This window comes from Kitasatospora sp. NPDC058032, assembly GCF_042885845.1.
GTDB lineage: Bacteria > Actinomycetota > Actinomycetes > Streptomycetales > Streptomycetaceae > Kitasatospora.
Genome location: NZ_JBHVRK010000002.1, coordinates 207,483 through 228,887 on the forward strand (window position 1 = coordinate 207,483; position 21,405 = coordinate 228,887).

21 protein-coding genes are annotated in these 21,405 nt (G+C 75.2%); 14 read left to right on the forward strand and 7 right to left on the reverse strand.

Annotated features, from left to right (window positions below; all coding sequences use genetic code 11):
• The first annotated feature begins 27 nt into the window (after positions 1-27).
• From ACFVUH_RS03850 to ACFVUH_RS03870, 5 genes are all read left to right on the forward strand, one after another.
• Positions 28-1,023: a GlxA family transcriptional regulator gene (locus tag ACFVUH_RS03850; RefSeq protein ID WP_387911006.1), complete on the forward strand. Its 996-nt coding sequence runs from the start codon at positions 28-30 to the stop codon at positions 1,021-1,023.
• Between the two features lie 64 nt (positions 1,024-1,087).
• Positions 1,088-1,687, forward strand: coding sequence for a nucleotidyltransferase family protein (locus ACFVUH_RS03855; RefSeq protein WP_355364566.1), 600 nt, complete (start codon positions 1,088-1,090; stop codon positions 1,685-1,687).
• A gap of 219 nt (positions 1,688-1,906) precedes the next feature.
• The gene (locus tag ACFVUH_RS03860; protein ID WP_355364569.1) at positions 1,907-2,773 is read left to right on the forward strand and encodes a hypothetical protein; all 867 of its coding nucleotides are present in this window, start codon (positions 1,907-1,909) and stop codon (positions 2,771-2,773) included.
• A 170-nt stretch (positions 2,774-2,943) separates the two neighbouring features.
• The gene (locus tag ACFVUH_RS03865) at positions 2,944-3,813 is read left to right on the forward strand and encodes a hypothetical protein (protein ID WP_387911326.1); all 870 of its coding nucleotides are present in this window, start codon (positions 2,944-2,946) and stop codon (positions 3,811-3,813) included.
• A gap of 179 nt (positions 3,814-3,992) precedes the next feature.
• On the forward strand, positions 3,993-4,979 hold the full coding sequence (locus tag ACFVUH_RS03870; RefSeq protein WP_387911008.1) for a (2Fe-2S)-binding protein: 987 nt from the start codon (positions 3,993-3,995) through the stop codon (positions 4,977-4,979).
• Positions 4,980-5,096: 117 nt separating this feature from the next.
• Here the strand turns inward: ACFVUH_RS03870 and ACFVUH_RS03875 are convergent, their stop codons facing one another.
• Positions 5,097-5,273 (reverse strand): hypothetical protein, encoded by a 177-nt coding sequence (locus ACFVUH_RS03875; RefSeq protein WP_387911344.1) that lies wholly within the window; start codon positions 5,271-5,273, stop codon positions 5,097-5,099.
• Here ACFVUH_RS03875 and ACFVUH_RS03880 point away from each other — a divergent pair.
• Positions 5,212-6,240, forward strand: coding sequence for a DUF2637 domain-containing protein (locus ACFVUH_RS03880; protein WP_387911010.1), 1,029 nt, complete (start codon positions 5,212-5,214; stop codon positions 6,238-6,240). The two genes, ACFVUH_RS03875 and ACFVUH_RS03880, sit on opposite strands and share 62 nt — an antisense overlap.
• A gap of 50 nt (positions 6,241-6,290) precedes the next feature.
• Here the strand turns inward: ACFVUH_RS03880 and ACFVUH_RS03885 are convergent, their stop codons facing one another.
• Both ACFVUH_RS03885 and ACFVUH_RS03890 read right to left on the reverse strand, forming a co-directional pair.
• Positions 6,291-8,540, reverse strand: coding sequence for a SpoIIE family protein phosphatase (locus ACFVUH_RS03885; protein ID WP_387911012.1), 2,250 nt, complete (start codon positions 8,538-8,540; stop codon positions 6,291-6,293).
• 318 nt (positions 8,541-8,858) lie between these two features.
• A complete protein-coding gene (locus tag ACFVUH_RS03890; RefSeq protein WP_387911013.1) occupies positions 8,859-9,356 on the reverse strand; it encodes an ATP-binding protein in 498 nt (165 codons plus the stop codon).
• A 425-nt stretch (positions 9,357-9,781) separates the two neighbouring features.
• Here ACFVUH_RS03890 and ACFVUH_RS03895 point away from each other — a divergent pair, with 425 nt between their 5' ends.
• The 3 genes from ACFVUH_RS03895 to ACFVUH_RS03905 are packed head-to-tail and all read left to right on the forward strand — an operon-like array spanning position 9,782 to position 13,278.
• Positions 9,782-10,492, forward strand: coding sequence for an urease subunit gamma (locus ACFVUH_RS03895; RefSeq protein ID WP_355364587.1), 711 nt, complete (start codon positions 9,782-9,784; stop codon positions 10,490-10,492).
• On the forward strand, positions 10,489-12,204 hold the full coding sequence (locus ACFVUH_RS03900; protein WP_387911015.1) for an urease subunit alpha: 1,716 nt from the start codon (positions 10,489-10,491) through the stop codon (positions 12,202-12,204). Before ACFVUH_RS03895 ends, ACFVUH_RS03900 begins: the two co-directional genes overlap by 4 nt.
• Positions 12,205-12,234: 30 nt before the next feature.
• Entirely contained in the window at positions 12,235-13,278 is a 1,044-nt protein-coding gene (locus ACFVUH_RS03905) for an agmatine deiminase family protein (RefSeq protein ID WP_355364590.1), read from the forward strand.
• A 176-nt stretch (positions 13,279-13,454) separates the two neighbouring features.
• Here ACFVUH_RS03905 and ACFVUH_RS03910 read toward each other — a convergent pair whose 3' ends face one another.
• Positions 13,455-13,679 carry a hypothetical protein gene (locus ACFVUH_RS03910; RefSeq protein WP_355364593.1) on the reverse strand — a complete coding sequence of 75 codons (225 nt, stop codon included), beginning with the start codon at positions 13,677-13,679 and terminating at the stop codon, positions 13,455-13,457.
• Between the two features lie 155 nt (positions 13,680-13,834).
• Here ACFVUH_RS03910 and ACFVUH_RS03915 point away from each other — a divergent pair, with 155 nt between their 5' ends.
• Complete coding sequence (locus tag ACFVUH_RS03915; RefSeq protein ID WP_387911017.1) at positions 13,835-14,446, forward strand: TetR family transcriptional regulator C-terminal domain-containing protein; 612 nt, start codon at positions 13,835-13,837, stop codon at positions 14,444-14,446.
• Positions 14,447-14,466: 20 nt separating this feature from the next.
• On the opposite strand, the gene ACFVUH_RS03920 is transcribed toward ACFVUH_RS03915, so the two are convergent.
• Positions 14,467-15,084 (reverse strand): DUF1707 domain-containing protein, encoded by a 618-nt coding sequence (locus tag ACFVUH_RS03920; protein ID WP_387911019.1) that lies wholly within the window; start codon positions 15,082-15,084, stop codon positions 14,467-14,469.
• A gap of 26 nt (positions 15,085-15,110) precedes the next feature.
• On the reverse strand, positions 15,111-16,757 hold the full coding sequence (locus ACFVUH_RS03925; protein WP_387911021.1) for a protein phosphatase 2C domain-containing protein: 1,647 nt from the start codon (positions 16,755-16,757) through the stop codon (positions 15,111-15,113).
• Between the two features lie 253 nt (positions 16,758-17,010).
• On the opposite strand from ACFVUH_RS03925, the gene ACFVUH_RS03930 reads away from it, so the two are divergent.
• The 3 genes from ACFVUH_RS03930 (at position 17,011) to ACFVUH_RS03940 (ending at position 19,129) form a co-directional block, all read left to right on the forward strand.
• Positions 17,011-17,568, forward strand: a complete 558-nt coding sequence (locus ACFVUH_RS03930; RefSeq protein WP_387911022.1) for a hypothetical protein — start codon at positions 17,011-17,013, stop codon at positions 17,566-17,568.
• Between the two features lie 137 nt (positions 17,569-17,705).
• Entirely contained in the window at positions 17,706-18,392 is a 687-nt protein-coding gene (locus tag ACFVUH_RS03935) for a DUF3105 domain-containing protein (protein ID WP_355364608.1), read from the forward strand.
• Entirely contained in the window at positions 18,389-19,129 is a 741-nt protein-coding gene (locus ACFVUH_RS03940) for a DUF305 domain-containing protein (RefSeq protein WP_387911024.1), read from the forward strand. The genes ACFVUH_RS03935 and ACFVUH_RS03940 overlap by 4 nt, the downstream gene beginning before the upstream one ends.
• Before the next feature lie 95 nt (positions 19,130-19,224).
• Here ACFVUH_RS03940 and ACFVUH_RS03945 read toward each other — a convergent pair whose 3' ends face one another.
• Positions 19,225-20,730 (reverse strand): MFS transporter, encoded by a 1,506-nt coding sequence (locus ACFVUH_RS03945; RefSeq protein ID WP_387911025.1) that lies wholly within the window; start codon positions 20,728-20,730, stop codon positions 19,225-19,227.
• 142 nt (positions 20,731-20,872) lie between these two features.
• On the opposite strand from ACFVUH_RS03945, the gene ACFVUH_RS03950 reads away from it, so the two are divergent.
• Positions 20,873-21,376 carry a MarR family transcriptional regulator gene (locus ACFVUH_RS03950; protein ID WP_355364614.1) on the forward strand — a complete coding sequence of 168 codons (504 nt, stop codon included), beginning with the start codon at positions 20,873-20,875 and terminating at the stop codon, positions 21,374-21,376.
• Positions 21,377-21,405 lie beyond the last annotated feature (29 nt).

Sequence of the window (21,405 nt, forward strand, 5' to 3'; positions counted from 1 at the left end):
GCTGCCAAGGTTCCGGAGGTTCTGGCCATGCCCTCGTCCGCGCCCACGCCCGCCCCCTCGGGCGTCCACCGGATCGCGGTCGTCGCCGTGCCGCCGGTCACCGCCTTCGACCTCACCATCCCCGACATCGTCTTCGGCTCCGCCGAGGTGGACGGCCGCCCGGCCTACCAGGTGCGGATCTGCACCGTCGAGCCGGGCCCGGTGGCGAGCACCGGCAGCCTCCAGGTCGTCGTCCCGCACGGCCTGGACACGATCACCACCGCCGACACCGTCCTCGTCACCGGGTCGGCGTCCCGGGCCGACGCCGACGAGCGGATCCTCGCGGCCCTGCGCACCGCGGCCGGCCGGGGCGCGCGGATGGCCTCGATCTGCACCGGCGCCTTCGTGCTCGCCCAGGCCGGACTGCTCGACGGGCACAGCGCCACCACCTACTGGGTGCAGGCGGGCGCGCTGGAGCACCGCTTCCCCAACGTCCGGGTACTGCCACAGGCGCTGTTCGTCGACGACGGCCCGGTACTCACCTCGGCCGGGCTCACCGCCGGCATCGACCTGTGCCTGCACATGGTGCGCACCGACCACGGCGCGGCGGTCGCCAACGCGGTGGCCCGGCTGGCGGCGGTCTCGGCGGTCCGCGACGGCGGCCAGGGCCAGGTCCTGCCGACGCCGGTGGCCGCCCCGGACGGCAGCTCGCTCGCCGCCACCCGCGCCTGGGCCCTCGCCCGGCTCGCCGAGCCGCTCACCCTGGCCGGACTGGCCGCGCACGCCGGGGTGAGCGTGCGCACCCTCAACCGCCGCTTCCAGGCCGAGACCGGGACCACCCCGCTGCAGTGGCTGCTCACCCAGCGCCTCGAACAGGCCCGGGAACTGCTGGAGTCCACCGAGCTGCCGGTCGAGCGGGTCGCCGCCCGCACCGGCTTCGTCACCCCCGACTCGCTGCGCCGCCACCTCCTCCAGCGGGTCGGCATGACCCCGCGCGCCTACCGCGCGCACTTCGCCCGGCCGACGGCCCGCGCGCGCGGCTGAGCGAGCGGCCGACCGCCGACCGCCGGGCTGTTCGGCGGCGGCCCCGGGCGGGCACGCTGAGCGCATGGAACAGGGCGATGCGGTGGCCGCCGTGGTGCTGGCCGCCGGAGGTGGACGGCGGCTGGGCGGGCGGCCGAAGGCGCTGCTCCGCTACCGGGGCCGGCCGCTGGTGGAACACGCGGCGGCGGTGGCCCGGGCGGGCGGCTGCCGGGAGGTGACGGTGGTGCTGGGCGCGGACCGGGCACGGGTGCGGTCGACGGCGCACCTGCCGGGCTGCCGTCTGGTGGCCAATCCGGACTGGGAGAGCGGCATGGGCTCCTCGCTGCGCACCGGCCTGGCCGCGCTGCCGGCCCGCTCCTCGGCGGCGCTGGTGATGCTGGTGGACACCCCGGGGGTGAGCCCGGCCGCGGTGGCCCGGCTGCTGGCCGCGCACCGGGCCGGGGCGGAGCTGGCCGCCGCGGCGTACCACGGGCGGCGCGGGCATCCGGTGCTGATCGGCGCCCGGCACTTCGCCGCGGCGCTCGCCGCCGCACACGGCGACGCGGGGGCGCGCGCCCTGCTGGCGGCGCATCCGGACGACCTCGTCCTCGTCGAGTGCGCCGACGTCGCCGCCCCGGACGACCTGGACACCCCGGCCGACCTCGCCCGCTGGGGCGCGGGGTGACTCACGGGGCGGACCGGGCCGCACGCGTTCACCCCGGTGCGCCCCGGGAACGGCCCCGGCTCCCACGCGAGGGGGAGTCCTCTCCTCCTCGCCGCCGACCGATCGAGCGCACACCCCTGATTCGTCCCTGAGGATTGCCGCATTCCGCGCCGTGTCCGGCGGGTTTCGGGGAGCATGGGACACGTCACCCACCCCCGACTCGAACGGACGGTGCCCGCCATGCCCGGACTGCCCGACGACTTCACCGGACACGACCCGGCCGGCCGCGGCCCGGGGGCGGCGGGTGGCGCCCGGGCGATCCGCTGCCCCGCCTGCCGGCGGGAGCACCTCTACGAACCGCCGTCACTGCCCTGCCCGTGCGGTGCCTCGCTCAAGGTGCCGCTGCTGCGCGGCGGGGTGCCGGTGCAGGTGCGCTTCCGGTCCTGGGAGGACTCCTGGCTGAGCATGCGCTGTCCGCACTGCGGGCGCTCCGACCAGTGGCCGCAGCCCGAGTTCACCTGCAACTGCGGGGCCACCGTGCGCCTCCCGGTGGACCGGACGACCCGGCTGGGCGGCTCCACCGCCGGTCCGCTGGGCGCCGCCGCCGGCCCGCGGGCCTCCCACCCGCACCCGACGCGGCCCGCGCACTCGCCGGACGCCCCCGCCGCGGCACCGCCCGCCGCGGGCGCGGGCACCCCGGCGGCGCCGTGGCGGCGGCGCGCGCCGTTCCGCCCGCACCCGGTGCGGACCTCGCAGGACGCGGTGTTCACCGCGGCCCGCTACCTGGAGTGGCTGGGCTTCGACGACCTGGAGCTGACGGAGGCCCAGGAGCGGGACGGGGTCACCCTGCTGGGCAGCCGGATGGTCGCCCAGGTGGACACCTGGACCGAGCCGGCGGACGTGAAGTCGGTCGAGTGCCTCTGGCTGCAGACCCTGCACGCGGAGGAGATGGCCGCCGCGATGTTCACCCTTGCGGGCTATTCGCACCAGGCCACGGTGCGCGGGGAGCAGCTGCTGGTCGCCCTGTTCAGCCTGGACCTGGCGGGTGTGCCGCAGCCCGCGAACGGCGCCGCGGAGGCTCTGATGGAGACCGGCTGGACGTCCTGAGGCCCGTTCGGCCCCGGCCGCCCGCCCGCTGATCGTTTAGACGAAAACCCGGCCGAGCGCAACAACCTCCGCTCGTGATCTGGTGCACAAGCTCGCCCCCGTGTTGAATTGCCGCCACAGCGCGGGCCTGTGGCGCGTCATGCCACGAGTGGGGAGGGGCCCGCTTCCTGCTGGATGGCGCACACAAGGAGGTGGCGTTGTCGGAGCACGGATGGGGCCCTAGTGGCCGGGACGCACGGGGGCCGGCGGCGCCTCCGGAGCCGGGGGACACCGTATGGCGGTTACGGTCCCGGGCGTGCTGGCGGGAGGCCGCCGAGCTGTTGCGGCCGACCGCCGAGCGCGACCCGTCGGCAGCACTCGTCAGGGCCGAACTGCTGATCGAGCAGTGCCTGTTCACCGCCGCCCACTGGGGTCAGGCCGAGCAGGCGCTGCGACTGGCCGAGGCCGTCGCGGCGACCACCGAGCAGCGCGCGGCGGCGGCCTGCGCCCGGGGTTTTCTGGCGTACGTGGCCAGCGTGCTCGGCGCCCGCGACCGGCTGGACGAGGCACAGGCGGCGCTCGGCCGCACCTCGGCCCTGCTGCCGCCGGACGCACCGGGCCGGCCACTGCTGGACTTCCGCCGGGGGCTGGTCGCGGAGAACCTGCTGCGCGACCCGACCGCGGCCTGGATCGCCTACCGGCGGGCGCACGACGGCGCGGGCGAGCGGGGCGACGAGCTGCTGCGCTCGTCGACCTGGCGGCACCTGGCCGCGCTGGCGCTCGCGGCGGGGGACCGCGAGCGGGCGCGGGAGGGGTTCGACGCCTCGCTGCGGCTGCGCGAGCAACTGGGCTTCACGGTGGGGGTGGCCCCGGCGCTGGCCGCGCTGGCCGAGGTGTCCGGGCCGGCCGAGGCCGCGCGGCTGCGGGCGGAGGCGGCCCGGCTGGTGCAGGCCCTCGGAGGCGTACCGGTCTGGCTCGCGCGCCAGCTCGGTACGGGGCGCGCGCCGGGCGCCCCCTCGGACGGACGCGTCGAGAGGCAGAGCCAGGGGCCGATCAGCTAAGGTGAGGCTAACCTGGCCGGGTCGAGCAGTGACCCGGCCGGGTCAGCCTTGCCGTTCCCGGGCTCCGTCGGGCCCCGACCGGCCGGGCCCGGACGTACGGCGCAGCGGTGTCACGGCACGCCCCGGCCGGGCACGGACCGGACGGTCCGGTCGGCCCGGTCGACCCGAGGGGCACGACCATGACCGCGAGCAGCGCCCGGCCCACCGCCGAACGGGCCGACCCCACCGCCCGCCGCCACGGCCCCGCCCCCTCCCTCACCACCGCGCCCCCGCGCACCGCCCCGGAACCGGCGGGCACCGCCCCCGCCCCCGTCGCGCCCGCAGCCTCCGCACCTGCCCACCGGCCCGACCCGGCCGGCGCCGAGGCCCCCCTGCCGCCCGCGGTGGGCGCCTACCGGCGGCTCGGTGAGGTGGTTCCCGAGCTTCGGGTGCGCTGTGCGCCGCCGCGTTCCGGGCGGGGGTGGATCGCGGGGGCGCAGCTGGTGGCGGACCCGGACGCGCTGCGGGAGTTGGTCGCGTACGACGCCCGGCAGGGCCTGGCCCGCTACGGCCGGGCGCTGCGGCCGGACGTGGCGGCCGGCATCGGGCTGCACCGGTTCGTCTGGCAGGTCTCGCTGCTGTTCACCCTGCCGTGGTTCCTGGAGCGCCGGGTGCCGCTGCTCGCGCCCGGCGACGTCTCGATCCGCCGCCGCAGCGGCGAGCTGACGGCGGGCCAGGACGCCTTCGTCTGTCTGCCGCACGATCCGGCGGTGGTCCTGGCGGCGCGGACGGTGGCCGACGAGACCGCACTGGCCGCCGAACTCCGGGCGGCGCTGGCGGACTTCCTGACCCCGGTGCTGACGGCCTTCCGTCCGGAGGTGCGGCGCGGGCCGCGCACGCTCTGGGCGATGGCCACGGACGCGGTGGTGGAGGGCCTCTGGTACGTCGGCCGGCGGCTCGGCGAGGAGGAGCGTGTACGGACGGAGCTCAGCGCACTGTTCGGCGCGGACGGCCCCGGCGCGCCGGAGTGCGCGCCCTTCACGCCGGGCGCCGGATTCACCGCTCCGGCGCCCGGCTCCCCGGCACGCGTCGAACAGTCCGAGCGGTGCCGGGCCAGTTGCTGCCTCGTCTACACGGCGCGGATCGAGGCGATGTGCGCGGGCTGCCCCCGGGCCGTGCGGGTTTGACGGAGTCTTACGCAGGCCGACGCGGGCCGGACCGAGACCTTTGACGGGTCCGGAATTCCCGACTCCCCTTTTTCCATATAAATATGACGAAACGACTTATCCCCCGCCAGAAATCCCTCACACCGGTGCATTGACAGGAAATCGGCCGCTCTTCGACCACGCATCCGCCATGATGGTCCCCGCCATCACGACGCAGGAATTGCGGCGCAGGAAAGCGAGGCTGGTCCAGGCGATGAAATTGTCCGACATACCGCTGGGTTGGGCCGTCACCGGCGTCGCGGTGCTGCTGCTCACCGCGCTCCTGGTGGCCCTGGCCCGGAACCGGGGCGGCACGGGCGGCGGGAGCGGCGCGGACTCCTGGGAGCGGGCCGAGGAGCGCCGCCGCCGCAAGGAGTCCCTGTACGGCGGGGCCTCCTACACCCTGCTGTTCTGCTGCGCGGCCGTGGCCGCCGCGCTCTCCTTCCACGGCCTGGTCGGCTTCGGGGTGCAGAACCTCAACCTGTCCGGCGGCTGGGAGTACCTGGTGCCGTTCGGCCTGGACGGGGCCGCGATGTTCTGCTCCGTGCTCGCGGTGCGCGAGGCCAGCCACGGCGACGCGGCGCTCGGCTCCCGGCTGCTGGTCTGGCTGTTCGCCGGCGCCTCGGCCTGGTTCAACTGGGTGCACGCCCCGCGCGGCTTCGGCCACGCCGGCGCGCCGCAGTTCTTCGCGGGGATGTCACTCTCGGCCGCCGTGCTGTTCGACCGGGCGCTCAAGCAGACCCGCCGCGCCGCGCTGCGCGAGCAGGGGCTGGTCCCCCGCCCGCTGCCGCAGATCCGGATCGTCCGCTGGCTGCGCGCCCCGCGCGAGACCTACGCCGCCTGGTCGCTGATGCTGCTGGAGAACGTCCGCAGCCTGGACGAGGCGGTCGAGGACGTCCGCAACGACAAGCGCGAGCGGATCCGGGAGAAGGAGCGCCGCCGGCTGGCGGGGCGCCGCGAGCGGGCCGAGATCCGGGCGATCAACCGCACCAACAGCGTCTGGCGCCAGCGCGGCGGTGTGGCTCCCCCGGCGGCGCCCCGGCAACTGGAGTCCGGCTCGGAGTCCGCCAGGACGGCCGGCGCCGACGGGCCCGGCGCCGAGGGCACGGCCGCCCAGCCCGGCCTGCCGGCCAGGCCCGAGCGGCGCACCGTCGACCTCACGACCGAGGAGAACACCGCGGCCCTGCCCCGGCTGGACTTCCTGGAGCAGAAGCTGAACGACCTGGAGCAGCAGTTCGGCTGACGCCCCGGCGCTCCTGAACGCCCGTCCCCCGAACGCCGGTCCGCCGAACCTCAGTCCGCGGGCGTCACGCTGAGCTCGAACCACATCCGCTTGCCCGTTCCCCGGGGCTCCACGCCCCAGCCGTCGGCCAGCGCCTCGACCAGCATCAGCCCGCGCCCGGACGACGCCTGCTCCCCCGGGGTGCGACGGGTCGGCCAGAGGTCCGACTCGTCCTCCACCTCGACCCGCAGCCGCGCCCGGCCGCCGTCCGCGACCGGCTCCCGGTAGAGGCGGGCGGTGAACATGGCGTCCCGGTCGGTGTGCCGGATGGCGTTGGTGACCAGCTCGGAGGAGAGCAGTTCGGCGGTGTCGATCAGCTCGGCCACCCCCCAGCGGCGCAGCGCGTCCCGCAGCTCGGCGCGGACCTCGGAGATCCGGGCGAGGTCGGCCTGACCGATCCGGCGGCGCAGCTGCTGCGCGGCCAGGCCGCCCTCGGGGCCGTCCCAGCGCAGCAGGAGCAGCGCTATGTCGTCCTCGCGCTCGCTGGAGTCGGCGGCCTGCGAGGCGATCCGGTCGGCGAGCTCGTCCAGCGGGTCGCGGCCGCTCGCGACGGGGCTCGCGAGCGGCTCGGCGAGCACCGCGGTGAGCCGGGCGATGCCCTCGTCGAGGTCCATGCCGCGCGCCTCGACCAGGCCGTCGGTGCAGAGCAGCACGGTCTCGCCCGGGTCGAGGCTGAACCGGGTGACCCGGTACTCCTCGTCCGGGGCGATGCCGAGCGGCAGCCCGCCGGCCACCGGGACGGTGGTGGCGGTGCCGTCGCCGCGCCGCACCACCGGGTCGAGGTGGCCGGCCCGGACGGCGTAGACCACGCCGTAGTCGACGTTGACCTCGGCGTAGGTGCAGGTGGCGAAGTGGTCGGTGTCGAGGTCGGCGAGGAAGCGCGAGGCCCGGGCCATCACCGCGGCGGGCGGGTGGCCCTCGGCGGCGTAGGCGCGCAGGGCGATCCGCAGCTGGCCCATGATGCCGGCCGCGTGCACGTCGTGGCCCTGGACGTCGCCGATCACCAGGCCGACGTGGCCGCCGGGCAGCGGCACCACGTCGTACCAGTCGCCGCCGATCTGCAGGCCGGAACCGGCCGCCAGGTAGCGGACGGCGGTGGTGACGCCCGGCACGGACGGCACGGTGCGCGGCAGCATGACGCGCTGGAGGCCGGCCGCCAGTTCGTGCTCGGCGTCGTGCAGCCGGGCCCGGGCCAGGGACTGCGCGACCAGGCCGCCGAGGGTGGAGAGCAGGGTGCGCTCGTCGGCGTCCAGCCGGCGGTCGTCGTCGAAGCTGACCACGCAGAGGCCGATCGCCCGGCCGCTGGCGACCAGCGGCAGGAAGGCCCAGGAGCTGCGGGTGGTGCGGCGGACCTGCTCCCAGACGTCCGGGTAGCGCTCGCGGTACTCCTCGCGGCTGGCGCAGAACACCGGGGCGCGGCCCCGCAGCGCCTCGGCGGCGGGGTGGCTCGGCGGCAGCACCGAGCGGTCGTAGCCGGCCAGCTCCTCGGTGGGGTAGCCGGAGGCGCCGAGCATCTGCACCCGGCCGGCCTCGAAGGAGGCGAGCACCAGGCCGTCCGGCGGCAGGCCGGGCAGCGGAAGCTCGGTGAAGACCCGGGCGACGTCCCGCACCGTGACCGCCTCGGAGAGCGCGCGGGCGGCCTCCTTGATGAAGCGGGAACGCTCCTCGCGCAGCAGGGCGAGCCGGTCGGCGCGGTCGCGTTTGTGCAGCTCGACGGTGGCGTCCCAGACGAAGCCGACCATCCGGGAGGCGCGGCCGAAGGCGTCGGCGAGGACCCGGCCGCGGAACCGGACGGCCCGGGTGGCACCGCCCCGGCCGACCGTCCGGTAGTAGGCGCCGCACTGGCCGAGTTCGGCGACGGCGCGTTCGACCCGGCGGCGCACCACGGGGGCGTCCTCGGGGTGGAGCAGGGCCAGGAAGGAGGCGGAGGTGCGGTCGAAGCGGCCCTTCTCGACGACGTCGAGGCCGACGATGGCGCAGGCGCGCTGGTCGCCCTCCAGGACGTCGCGGCGGATGTCCCAGTCGAACGAGCCGATGCCGTTGGCCGCCATCGCGGGTTCGAGCCAGTCCGGCGTGGAGTCACCCGGGGAGAGCGGCAGACCACCGGAGAGCATCGGCGCCAGCCGGCCGGCCGCCAGGCCGGGGGCGGTGCGCAGCGGGTGCCGCCGGGCCGCCTGCGCGGGGGGTCTGGCCCGCCCGGAGCCGGTCGTGGTCGGACCGGCGGGAAGGGCCGGCCCCGGTGACTCGGGCTCTGTGGGCATGCTGCTCCTGCCGCTGCCGTGGCGGACCGCGCCGACCGTCCGGACGGGCCGCGTGGCGGGTGATGGGTGGTGCTCGACGGTCGCGCGCCCATGGGCGGTCATCGGTCGAGGTGGTCTTTCCCCGCCGCTTCTCGCACGTGGGCACACATTCCCACCATCCTGGCCAATGTTCGGCCGAGCGGCAATGGCAACGGGCCGGAAACCTTGTCGTACGCCTTCACTTCCGCGCATCGTTCGACAGCGAACGGTGCTCGTACGGCAAACGGCGGCGAGGGAGGCCGAACGGTGAACCGCGGACGGCGAACCGCGGACGGCGGCTCAGGCGCCGACGATGCCCAGTTCGAACCAGGTGACCTTGCCGTCACCGCGCAGCTGGACGCCCCAGGAGTCGGCGAGCGCCTCGACCAGCAGCAGCCCGCGGCCGGAGGTGGCGTACTCCGCGTCCGGGTCACGGCGGCGGCCGGGCAGTCGGGCCGTGCCGTCCTGGACCTCGATGCGCAGCCTCTGGTCACCGGTGAGCACCGCATCGAAGACCGCGCCCTGGCCGGTGTGCTGCAGCGCGTTGGTGACCAGTTCGGAGGTGAGCAGCTCGGCGGTGTCGGCCAGCTCGGGCACGCCCCACACACCGAGCGCGGCGCGCAGCCGGTGGCGGACCGCGCCGACGCCGACCAGGTCGGCGGCCTCCAGCGCCAGGTGGAGCCGGCGGTTGAGCGCACACCCGGGTGCGGGTGCGCCCGGCCGGGTGACGCCGGGCACGCCCAGCGCGTTCACGGGGCCGGTGGTGCCCGCCGGGGCGCCCTGGCCGGTTCCGGTCACCCGGAAGGCTCCCCCCGAACTCGTTCGCTGCCGCGGGAATCGCGACTGACCGTCCATCACCCCTGCCCCCGCCCTCGTTCCGGGTCACCGGTCCGGTATCCCCCGCCGGCCGGTCGGCCCACTTGGTACTGACCAATCATCCTCATGCCCAGCTTTCGGCATTTGGAACGGCACCCAGGCGATCACCTGGGGTGAAAGGGGCACGGGGCGGTTCACGTGATCCAACTGCCCGCGCCGGACAGGTTTGCGAAGCGTACGGGCGGTTTTCGGTCTCCGGCGCCGCCGCCCCGGGCGTTCCGCCGAGCCGATCGCCGCGGGAGCGGCAAGGCTGGACAGGGCGGACCGCTCCGGGTTCAATGGCCGGAGATGTTTGAACGCCGTTCTAACGTCCTCCCCCCTCACCCGGCCACCGCGAGCGAGGAACCGTGCGACTGACCCCCACCGAGCGGGACCGGCTGCTGATCTTCACAGCAGCCGAGCTGGCCCGCGCCCGCCGCGCCCGAGGCGTCCGCCTCAACATCCCCGAGGCGACCGCGCTGATCGCCGACACCGTCTGCGAGGCCGCCCGGGACGGCCGGCGCCTCGCCGAGGCCATCGAGGCCGGCCGCTCCGTGCTCACCGCCGACGACGTGCTGCCCGGCGTGCCCGACGTGGTCACCGTGGTCCAGGTGGAGGCGGTCTTCGACGACGGCACCCGCCTCGCCGTGGTCAACGACCCGTTCCGGGGCGCCGGCTCGCTCGGCGACGAGGCCCCCGGCGGCGCGCTGCTCGGCGACGGCGCCGGCTACGACCCGGTCGAGGAGACCGTGGTCCTGCCGGTCCACAACACCTCCGGGGTGCCGATCTCGGTCACCTCGCACTTCCACTTCTTCGAGGCCAACCCGCGCCTGGCCTTCGACCGCGCCGCCGCCTACGGCACCCACCTGGCGATCCCGGCCGGATCCTCGGTGCGCTTCGACCCGGGCGCCACCGTCGAGGTCGGCCTGGTGCCGATCGGCGGCGCGCGGGTCGCGATCGGCTTCGCCGGCCTGGTCGACGGCCCGCTGGACGCCCCCGGCGCCAAGGAGGCCGCGCTGGCCAAGGCCCGCGCCACCGGTTACCTCACCCACTTCGACGACGCGGAGGTCGAGTCGTGACGTCCATCACCCCGCTCGACTACATCTCCGTGCACGGCCCCCGGGCCGGCGACCGGATCCGGCTCGGCGACTCCGGGCTGATCGTCCGCGTCGAGTCCGACTCGCAGACCCCGGGCGACGAGTTCCTGGCCGGCTTCGGCAAGACCGCCCGCGACGGCCTGCACCTCAAGCCCGCCGCCGTCCGCGACACCTGCGACGTGGTGATCAGCAACGTCCTGGTGATCGACGCCGTCCAGGGCATCCGCAAGACCTCGATCGGCCTGATCGCCGGCCGGATCGCCTCCATCGGCCGGGCCGGCAACCCGGACACCATGGACGGCGTCGACGTGGTCGTCGGCACCGGGACGACGATCGTCTCCGGCGAGGGCATGATCGCCACCGCCGGCGCCATCGACACCCACGTCCACCTGCTGTCGCCGCGGATCATGGAGGCCTCGCTCGCCTCCGGCGTCACCACGATCATCGGCCAGGAGTTCGGCCCGGTCTGGGGCGTCGGCGTCAACTCGCCGTGGGCCCTGCGGCACGCCTTCAACGCCTTCGACGCCTGGCCGGTCAACATCGGCTTCCTCGGCCGCGGCTCCTCCTCCGACGAGGCCCCGCTGATCGAGGCCCTCGCCGAGGGCGGCGCCTCCGGCTTCAAGGTGCACGAGGACATGGGCGCCCACACCCGCGCCCTGGACACCGCGCTGCGGGTCGCCGAGGAGTACGACGTCCAGGTCGCCCTGCACACCGACGGCCTCAACGAGTGCCTGTCCGTCGAGGACACCCTCAAGGTGCTGGAGGGCCGGACCATCCACGCCTTCCACATCGAGGGCTGCGGCGGCGGCCACGTCCCCAACGTGCTCAAGATGGCGGGCGTGCCGAACGTCATCGGCTCCTCCACCAACCCCACCCTGCCGTTCGGCAGGGACGCGCTGGGCGAGCACTTCGACATGATCGTCTCCGCGCACGACCTCAAGACCGACCTGCCCGGCGACGCCGCGATGGCCCGCGACCGGATCCGGGCCGGCACGATGGGCGCCGAGGACGTGCTGCACGACCTGGGCGTCATCGGCATCACCTCCTCCGACGCCCAGGGCATGGGCCGGGCCGGCGAGACCGTGCGCCGCACCTTCGCCATGGCCGGCAAGATGAAGGCCGAGCTCGGCCCGCTCGACGGCGGCTTCGGGACCGTCGAGAGCGGTGACGACAACGAGCGCGTCCTGCGCTACGTCGCCAAGCTGACCATCAACCCCGCCATCGCCCACGGCCTGGCCCACGAGGTCGGCTCGATCGAGATCGGCAAGCTCGCCGACATCGTGCTGTGGCGCCCGGACCACTTCGGCGCCAAGCCGCAGCTGGTCCTCAAGGCGGGCTTCCCCGCCTACGGCGTGGTCGGCGACCCCAACGCCTCCACCGACCGCTGCGAGCCCCTCGTGCTCGGCCCGCAGTTCGGCGCGCACGGCGCCACCGCCGCCGACATCTCGGTCGCCTTCGTCGCCCAGGCCGCCGCCGACGGCGCCTACCTCGACCGCCCCGCCGACGGTCTGCCCACCCGGCGCCGGCGCGTCGGCGTCCGGGGAACCCGCGGCATCGGACCGCGCGACATGGTGCGCAACGCCCGGGTCGGCCGCGTCGAGGTCACCGAGACCGGCCTGGTCTCGCTCGACGGCGCCCCGCTGCGCTCCGAGCCCGCCGACAGCGTCTCGCTCAGCCGCCTCTACTTCCTCTGACCCTCCCCCGCCCCACCGAAGGACGCCGCGATGACCACCCCCGCCCCCGCCTCGCTCGGCTACCGGATGCCCGCCGAGTGGCACCCGCACGACCGCACCTGGATGGCCTTCCCGACCGACAACCCGACCTTCGACACGCCCGAGCACCTGCACGCGGCGCGCGAGGCCTGGGCGAACGTCGCCAACACGATCGTGCGGTACGAACCGGTCACCCTGGTCGTGAACACCGGTGAGACGGCGGAGGCCCGCAAGTACGTCGCCGACGCGGTCGAGATCGTCGAGCGGCCGCTGAACGACGCCTGGATGCGCGACATCGGCCCGACCTTCCTGATCGACGGCAAGGGCGGGGTGGCCGCCACCGACTGGATCTTCAACGGCTGGGGCGCGCAGTCCTGGGCCCGCTGGGACAAGGACCAGCACGTCGCCGAGCACATCGGCGAGCTGACCGGGGTCCAGCGCTTCGCCTCCAGGCTCATCAACGAGGGCGGCGGCATCCACGTCGACGGCGAGGGCACGGTGCTCGTCACCGAGACCGTCCAGCTCGGCGAGGGCCGCAACGCCGACTGGACCAAGGAGCAGGTCGAGGCCGAGCTGCACGCCTTCCTCGGCACCACCAAGGCGATCTGGCTGCCGCGCGGGCTCACCCGCGACTACGACGAGTTCGGCACCCGCGGCCACATCGACATCGTCGCCTCCTTCGTCCGCCCCGGCGTCGTCGTCGCCCACGTCCAGCCGGACCCGGCGCACCCCGACCACGAGGTGTGCCGGGAGCTGGTGGCGATCCTGCGGGCCTCCACCGACGCCCAGGGCCGCCCGCTGGAGGTCGTCGAGCTGCCCGCCCCCACCGTCCTGCTGGACGAGGAGGGCGAGCCGGTCGACTACTCGTACATCAACCACTACGTCGCCAACGGCGCCGTGGTGCTGTGCGCCTTCGACGACCCGCGCGACCAGGAGGCCGCCGCCGTCCTGGCCGAGGCCTACCCCGGCCGCACGGTCGAGCTGGTCGACGCCCGCGAGATCTTCGCCAACGGCGGCGGCATCCACTGCATCACCCAGCAGCAGCCGAAGGCCTGATCCCGGCCCGGTTCCCAGGGCGTGTCTGACAATTCCCGCCGGGCGGGCGACGCCAGGGCACGCACCTCGCCGCGTTGTCGTCGGTCGCCGATACTCCGCATGGACTCCCTCCTCCGCCTTGCGATGCACGCACCCTGACGCCGCCCGCTGATCCGACGCGAATTGTCAGACACGCCCTAGTGGTGGTACCTCCCCAGGTCGTCGGTGGTGAGTCCGTGGGAGCTGTGCATCGCGATCGAGCTGTAGGAGGAGCGGAGGGCCCGTAGCTGGGCCAGCCGCTCCTGCTCGGTCAGCAGGCCTTCGACGTTCTCGGTCGGGCCGTTGCGGCGCCGGTGCAGGTACACCGTCAGGCCGGTCACCAGGACGGCGACACCGGCGAACAGGGCGATCATCGTGGCCATCGGCCACCCCCTCGGGTCGGAAATCCCCCGGTCGGTACCCCGATCGGTACGTACCCGCAGGAGTGGGGCGTCGAAACGGCCGACGTCCCACTCCGTGGCCGCCCGGCCACGGCCGGTATCGTGAAGGCCCCCTTGAGCCCGGAGGAGCAGCACCGATGGCCGACGCCCGCCCGCGCCGACCGGCCCGCCCCCGCGAGGAGGTCTTCGCCACCGCGCGCGCCGCCATCGCCGAGCACGGGCTCGCCAAGCTCACCATGGCCGGCCTCGGCCGGCAGCTCCAGATGAGCGCCGGGCACCTGCTCTACTACTTCGGCAGCAAGGACCAGCTGCTGCTGGAGACCCTGCGGTGGAGCGAGGAGCAGCTCGGCGCCCGCCGCCGGGCGATGCTCGCCGACGGCGGTCGCGACGTGCGGCAGCGGCTGGCGGAGTACACCGGGCTGTACCTGCCGGAAGGCCCGGGGGACCCGCGCTGGATCCTCTGGGTCGAGGTGTGGGGGCGCTCCCCCGCCAGCGAGGAACTGCGGCAGGGGCAGCTGGAGATCGAGGCGCCCTGGCAGGCCGACCTGGTCGCGCTGATCGAGGAGGGCACCGCCGCCGCCCGGTTCGCCCCGGGCGACGCCACCGAGCGCGCCATCCAGATCCGCGCCCTGCTCGACGGCCTCGCCGTCCCGCTCGCCCTCGGCCTGCCCGGCGCCGCCCGTTCCCGCGCCCACCACCTCGCCACCACCGCCTGCGGCACCCTGCTCGGCGCCGTACCGGCCGCCTGACCCGGGCGAGGACCGGGGGGCTACGGCCGCCCCGGATCGCTGAGCAGCTTGCGCCGTTCCCGGCGGTTGGGATGGCGGACGACCAGTCCCGCCATGCCGCCGGCCCCGGTGAGCCGGATCAGCGGGGTTCCCGGGAGCCGACCGGGAGTGGTCTTGTCCGTCAGGCCGCCGAGGCCGGGATCCACGCCGCCGGTGTCCGCGGCCCACGCGTCGGGGATGACGATCGTGACGCCGGCCATCTCCCCGTACGCCTCCACGACGATCTCCGTGCGGCGGCACTCGACCCGGGTGAAGTCGAGCTTCACGCCCCCGAGCCCTCCGTGGGCGATCACGTGCCCGGGAACCTCCCAGCGCCCGGGGCCGCGGGACGCTCCGGACATGCCGCCCTTGACCACCAGCGGCGGTTCGCTCTCCGGGGGCTCCGGGCTGGGCAGATCGGCGGTCAGGACCGCCAACTCGCCGCGGGTCTTCGACTTCAGCGCCGCCTCCAGGCGCGCGTCCAGCTCGTCGAGGTCGATACGCCCCTCGGCTGCCGCATCGCGCAGCTGCTCCACCACTGCTTCGCGGTCGTCGTGGGAGGCGCGGATTTCTCCTGGCGGAACGGTGTGCGGAGAGGTCTCCGGAGGCTGGGCGGTCATGGCCACAAGAGTAGGCAACCGACGGGCTACTCGGTCCAGATCGCGGCGGCGGTGCGGTCGTCGGCGTAGCCCTTGGCGCGGACCTGGACCTGGCGGAGGAAGTCGACGGTGCCCGGGGGGTGCGGGTGGGCCCAGTGGGAGGCCAGGAAGTGCGCGACCGCCGGTTCGTCGGCGATCGGGCGGGCCAGGCCGGGGGTGCAGAGCAGCAGGATGTCGCCCGGGGTCGCCGGGACCATCCGGAAGCGGAACGGGCGCGAGCCCGGTGCCGGGGTCTCCGACGCCGGCGGCTGGCCGTCGGGCTGGTGCAGCAGCCGGGCCGCGTAGGCGTCGATCCAGTGACCGGACCGCAGCAGGTACAGGCCGCCCGGGCCGACCCCGAACGCCGCCCGGTAGCCGGCCGTCGGATCGAGCGAGACCAGCAGGCAGTGCAGCGAGGCCGGGGACGATTCGCCGTCCGCGGTGTCCGGGGTGTCCACGGCTTCCACGGCGTCCGCGGCGTCCGCGGCGCTCTCCGGCGCCAGGGCCCGCAGCGGGGCGACGGAGCTCAGCGCGAGCCGCTGGAGGCCGTAGCGCAGCCGGTCACGGGCACCGTCGCGCAGGTCGGCGGCCAGGCTCTCGCGGCTGCGGCCGACCGCGCCGGCGAGCTGGCGGCAGGCCTCGGCGGCCGCGGTGGCGACCGCCTCGGCCGTGGGTCCCGCGTCGTCGAAGCCGCCGATCACGGCGAGCAGCAGGCCGTCCGCTCCCTCGCCGAACCGGGTCACCAGCAGCGAGTCCCGCCGGGTCTCGCCCCGGTGGCGGACGGAGTCACCCCGGACGGAGGCCGCCCGCAGGGTGGTGGCGCCGTACTGGGCGCCTTCCAGCACGGTGTCGGCGACGACGCCGCCCAGGGCGCCGGGGTCGGCCTCGGGGACGGCGGTCGGCTCGGGACCGTAGGTGGGCGGGCGCTCGCCCACGTGCGGCACGGTGGGCGCGGCCTCGGCCCGCCCGGGCCGGGCGGCCGGGCGCGGCGCGGGCGGCTCGGCGGCGGGCGGCTCGGGCTCGACGTCCTCGGCGACGGCCGGCTCCGGTTCGACGGCCGGCTCCGGCTCCGGGGCCGGTTCCACGTGCGCCTCCGGGGCCGGTTCCGGTTCCGGCTCCGGTTCCGAGGCAGGGACGGGGTCGGGCGCCGGAGCCGACGCGGCCTCGGGCTTCGGGCGCGGTTCGGGCACCCGGGCGTCCGCCGCCCAGAACGGGGCGGGGAAGCGGCGCGTCTCGTCGGCCGCCGGAGCAGCGGTCACCGGCACCTCGGCCAGCGGCACGTCGGCGGCCGGCACCTCGGCCACCGGCACCTCGGCGGCCGGCGGCTGCGGGGCGATCACACCGGCGGCGGTGTCGAACCAGTCGTCGATGCTGTCCCGCTCCAGCACCTCCTCGCCGGCCGGGGCCACCGGCCCGGCTCCCGGCGTTCCCCCGGCCTCCGGCGCCGCCTCGGCCGGCGCCGTCTCCTCGGCGGGCGCGCTCCGCTGCTGCCCGATGAGGCCGGCCGCCGTCTCGAACCAGTCGTCGACGCTGCCCTCCCCCGACTCGGCGTCCGGGGTGTCGGGCAGGGTGCCGGCCGGGCCCGCGTAGACCGTGTCCCACCAGCCGTCGTCCGGCCGGTGCTGCTGCTGCGCGGGTGCACCCTGCTTGGTCATCTGGCGGCTCCTGGTCGCTGGCTCGACGTCATTGTCCCGAAGGGCCGGGGCGCTGTCCGGGTTTCGACGACAACCGAACCCACATCGGCTGATATCGATCACCGGTTTCGCTGCCCGTTTCGTTTCTGTTTCTCCCGCAGTCGACCGAACCGCCCCGACCAGGGCGTTTCCGGGGCATTAGGAAGCCTCGGCCCTCGAAAATGAGGGCCGGGGAAAGGGCTCGCTTCACTCATTCGGCTGATTAAATGTGCGCATGACCGTGTCGGCCCCCAGCAACCCCCGACCGGGGAGGGCCGCACTCGTGGTCCGCCCGGTGGGCACGCTGTGGATCCTGCTGCTGGTCGGGCTGCTGATGGCACTGCCCTGCACGGCGCACGCCAAGGCGGTCACGGCCGAACGGCCGGGCCTCCCGGTGACCGTCCCGGCCGACCCCCCGGTGGGTCCCCCGTCCGGCGTGGCCGAAGTCCCGGCCGACGTCGAGGCCGGCGCCCCGGCCCAGCTCCACGGCTCCGCCGCCACCGGTCCGGCCACGACGCCGCAGACCCTCGGCGACCGGATCCGCGCGGAGAGCCACCGGCACTGGACCTGGTGCTCGGTCGACGGCGATCCGCCGCACCGCAACAACGGCTGCTCCAGCCACCCGTACTGCGCCCAGGACGCCCAGCTCCCCAACCCGCCGCCGCAACCGCAACCCGCGGCGGCGCCTCTGACGGAAACCCCCGAGGCGCTGCCCCGGGTGGTGCCCGCCGGGCTGCTGGTCGGCCCGCACCCCGCGCCCGACCTGCACGAACTCCAAGTACACCGGTCCTGAGCGGAACCCGCCGCCGGGCCCTGCCCTCCCCCGCCGACCACCGTGTCACCGGGCGGGCGGGACCGACGGATCCGCACCTTCCCGTTCACTTCTTTCAGACCGCCGCGCCCGATGCGCGGTGGGGACTAGGACACCACATGGGTTCCGCCTCCAAGCAGACGCAGCCGAACAAGGCCCAGGGCAACAAGCCGAGCGCCAAGCAGGCGAGCAACGACCGCCGCGCCCGGATCGCCGAGCTGCGCGCCGCCGAGCAGCGCCGCGACCGTCGCAACAAGATCCTCGCCGGCTCGGTCGCCGGTGTGCTGGTGATCGCGGCGATAGCCACCGGCACCTGGATCGTGGTCGACGCCAACAAGGACAAGAAGGCCAAGGAGGCCGCCGCGGCGGCCCCGATCGACGGCGTGCAGACCTTCGGCGACCTGACCCGCAACCACGTCAAGGAGAAGGTCACCTACCCGCAGACCCCGCCGGTCGGCGGCGACCACAACGCGGTCTGGCTGGACTGCATGGGCACCGTCTACGACCAGCCGGTCGAGAACGAGCGCGCCGTCCACTCGCTGGAGCACGGCGCGGTCTGGGTGACCTACAACGGCAAGGCCACCCCGGACGACCTCAAGGTCCTCTCCGACAAGGTGAAGGCCACCCCGTACTCGCTGATGAGCCCGTACCCGGACGAGCAGGGCACCATCACCCTGAGCGCCTGGTCGACCCAGCTCACCGTGGACAGCGCGAGCGACCCCCGGGTGAACCAGTTCTTCACCAAGTACGTCCAGGGCAAGCAGACCCAGGAGCCCGGCGCCTCCTGCACGATGGGGTCGATGTGACCGCCGCCGAGGAGAACACGGAGCACTCCCCGGAGAGCGCCGACCACTCCGCGCAGGACGCGGACCGCGCGGCCGCGCGCCGGCGGATCTGGTGGCCGGCCGCGCTGGCCGCCGCGCTCGCCCTCGCGCTCGGTGTGCCGGCCCTGGTGGCGGGCGGCACCTCCGCCTCCGGGACGTCCTCGCTCAGTGTTCCGGCGGACGGCTCCCCGGAGGCCGGGTTCGCCCGCGACATGTCGACCCACCACCAGCAGGCGGTGGACCTGTCGTTCATCGTCCGCGACCGGACGTCGGACGAGCCGACCCGCACCCTGGCCTTCGACATCATCAACACCCAGGCCAACCAGCGCGGCATGATGATGGGCTGGCTCGACCAGTGGGGGCTCACCCAGCACTCCACGGCCAAGCCGATGACCTGGATGACGGCGATGGGCGGCCACGGCCACGGCGCCGACTACCAGGCGCACGACGGCTCGCTGATGCCCGGCATGGCCACCAACGCGCAGCTCGCCAAGCTCCGTTCGCTGAGCGGCCGGGACGCCGAGGTGCTCTACCTGCAGCTGATGGTGGAGCACCACAAGGGCGGCGTGGAGATGGCCCAGGGCTACGTCGACATGGCGCACAACGACGCGGAGAAGCGGCTCGCGCAGTCGATGGTGGTCGGCCAGAGCTCGGAGGTCGAGCTGATGACCGACATGCTCAAGGAGCGCGGCGCCGCCCCGGGCGTGCCCGCCTCCTGAGGCACCGCGGCTCGCACGGCCGGGGCGGTGAACGGAACTCCGTTCACCGCCCCGGCCGTTGTCGTCCCCGCCGTCGTCCGCCCGCTCGGGCTCCTTCAGCGGCGCCGCACCGGCCGGGTGAGCGCCACGGCCAGGACCGCGACGGCGGCCAGCGCCAGCAGCACCGCCCGGCCGCCCAGCACCGGTCCGGCCAGGTGGACGCCCAGCACCGGCAGCGCGGTGCCGAGCGCCGTCCCGAGGCTGCGGGCCATGTTGACCATGCCGCCGCCGACCGCCGAGCACTCGGCCGGTATCGCCCGCATCACCAGGGCGTTGTTGGCGGGCAGCAGCACCCCGAGCCCCCAGCCGGCCACCAGCAGCGGGAACGCCTGCGCCGTCGCGGGGGCACCCGCGACGGGCAGCAGCACGCAGCCCAGCAGCCCGGCGCCCGCCAGGGCCGCGCCGAAGCGGCAGCGGGCGACGTCCGACCAGCCGCGCGGCAGCAGTGCGCCGCCGGCCGTCGCGGCCACCGCGAACGCGGCCGGCAGCAGGGTGATCAGCAGACCGACGCGCCCGGTCGGCAGGCCCGCCTCGGCGAGCAGCACCGGACCGAGCACCAGCGGGCAGAACAGCAGCAGGTAGCCGATCAGCGAGACGGCCAGGCCGGGGCGGACGCCGGGGGTGTTGACCAGTCCGGGGGCGAGGATGGGCCGGGTGGCCCGGCGCTCCTGGCGGACCAGGCCGAGCGCGCAGAGCACGGTGGCGAGCAGTAGTGCGGCCACGGCCCAGCCGGGCAGCGGCAGGCCGGAGGCGGCGGAGAGGGCGAGCAGCAGCGCGGTGGTGGAGGCGGCGAGCAGCAGCAGGCCGGCCAGGTCGAAGCGCCCGCCGTCCGGGTCGGGCCGGGCGGCCCCGCGCGGCCGGGGCACCGGACGGGTCGCCGGCTCGCTCAGCGGCTCGGTCAGCGGCCTGGCGTCCGGGCGGTGGGTGCGGGGCAGCAGGAACCAGCCGGCCAGGACGCCCACCAGGGCGACCGGCACGTTGATCCAGAACACCCAGCGCCAGGAGGCGTGCTCCACCAGCAGCCCGCCGAGGCTGGGCCCGAGCGCCAGGCCGAGGCCCTGGGCGGCGGCCTGGATGCCGAGCGCCCGGCGCATCGCGTGCTCGGGGACGCCCCTGGCGACCAGCGCGACGCTGTTGGCCTGCATCATCGCGCCGCCGACCGCCTGGACGGCCCTGAGCGCGACCAGTGTGCCGAGGCCGTCGGCGAACCCGGCGCCGAGTGAGGCGAGACCGAAGACGGCGAACCCGCCGATGTACATCGTCTTGCGGCCGACCAGGTCCGACAGCCGGCCGACCGGCGCGAGCAGTGCCACCAGGACCAGCAGGTAGGCGAGCGCGACCCACTCGACGGCGGCGAAGCCCGTGCCGAAGTGGCGCTGGAGCGCCGGGTAGACGAGGGCGGTGACGCTGGCGGTCAGCTGCCCGAGGAAGGCGCCCAGGCAGACGGTGCCGACGGCGAGCCAGTGGGCGTGCCGCCAGCCGGCTATGCCGCGTGGCCGCGGGCGCTCGGTGAGCAGCCCGGTGGTGAGCAGCCGGGAGGTGAGGGTCGACGCCGCGTTCATACGGCGAAATATATCGGATACAGATATGTTCTATCTACGATCTGATCGGCATGCGACCGGCCGCTCACGGAACGGGGTCGGTCGCCCACGACCCGTCCCCGGTGTTCGGGCACCGTCCCCACCAGGCGCTACGCTGTCGGCCATGCCGTCGTCACCGTCCGTTCCCGAACACGCCGTCGATCCGCAGGCCGTGGAGCCGGCGGCGATCGAGCGCGCCCGACGGCTCACCGACGCGGTCACCCGGCTCCGGCGGTCGCTGCGCAGCAGCATCCGCACCGACTACCCCTGGGAGTCCCTGCCGATGGCGCAGGTCGAACTCCTCCAGACGCTCGCCGCCGCCCCGCTGCGGGTCGGCGAGCTCGCCACCCGGCAGCGGCTCGCCCCCAACACCGTCAGCGGCCTGGTCGGCAAGCTGCTGGACGCCGGTTTCGTCGACCGCCAGGCCGACCCCGGGGACCGCCGCACCGCGCGGATCGCGCTCACCCCGGCCGGGCGGCGCCAGCTCGACGACTGGCAGCGGGCCCACGAACGGCGGATCGCCTCCGCCCTGGACACCCTCTCCCCCGCCGACCGGGACGCCGTGATGCACGCGCTGCCGGCCCTGGAGAACCTGGCCCGCGCGCTCGCCGAGCCCGCGGGCGGCTGACCGGCGCATCCCCCGGCGCGGAAATCGGG

Coding starts and splice junctions, on each gene's coding strand:
- ACFVUH_RS03850 (WP_387911006.1), top strand. CDS start 28: ATGCCCTCGTCCGCGCCCACGCCCGCCCCCTCGGGCGTCCACCGGATC.
- ACFVUH_RS03855 (WP_355364566.1), top strand. CDS start 1,088: ATGGAACAGGGCGATGCGGTGGCCGCCGTGGTGCTGGCCGCCGGAGGT.
- ACFVUH_RS03860 (WP_355364569.1), top strand. CDS start 1,907: ATGCCCGGACTGCCCGACGACTTCACCGGACACGACCCGGCCGGCCGC.
- ACFVUH_RS03870 (WP_387911008.1), top strand. CDS start 3,993: ATGACCGCGAGCAGCGCCCGGCCCACCGCCGAACGGGCCGACCCCACC.
- ACFVUH_RS03880 (WP_387911010.1), top strand. CDS start 5,212: ATGAAATTGTCCGACATACCGCTGGGTTGGGCCGTCACCGGCGTCGCG.
- ACFVUH_RS03885 (WP_387911012.1), bottom strand. CDS start 8,540: ATGCCCACAGAGCCCGAGTCACCGGGGCCGGCCCTTCCCGCCGGTCCG.
- ACFVUH_RS03905 (WP_355364590.1), top strand. CDS start 12,235: ATGACCACCCCCGCCCCCGCCTCGCTCGGCTACCGGATGCCCGCCGAG.
- ACFVUH_RS03910 (WP_355364593.1), bottom strand. CDS start 13,679: ATGGCCACGATGATCGCCCTGTTCGCCGGTGTCGCCGTCCTGGTGACC.
- ACFVUH_RS03915 (WP_387911017.1), top strand. CDS start 13,835: ATGGCCGACGCCCGCCCGCGCCGACCGGCCCGCCCCCGCGAGGAGGTC.
- ACFVUH_RS03920 (WP_387911019.1), bottom strand. CDS start 15,084: ATGACCGCCCAGCCTCCGGAGACCTCTCCGCACACCGTTCCGCCAGGA.
- ACFVUH_RS03925 (WP_387911021.1), bottom strand. CDS start 16,757: ATGACCAAGCAGGGTGCACCCGCGCAGCAGCAGCACCGGCCGGACGAC.
- ACFVUH_RS03930 (WP_387911022.1), top strand. CDS start 17,011: ATGACCGTGTCGGCCCCCAGCAACCCCCGACCGGGGAGGGCCGCACTC.
- ACFVUH_RS03935 (WP_355364608.1), top strand. CDS start 17,706: ATGGGTTCCGCCTCCAAGCAGACGCAGCCGAACAAGGCCCAGGGCAAC.
- ACFVUH_RS03945 (WP_387911025.1), bottom strand. CDS start 20,730: ATGAACGCGGCGTCGACCCTCACCTCCCGGCTGCTCACCACCGGGCTG.
- ACFVUH_RS03950 (WP_355364614.1), top strand. CDS start 20,873: ATGCCGTCGTCACCGTCCGTTCCCGAACACGCCGTCGATCCGCAGGCC.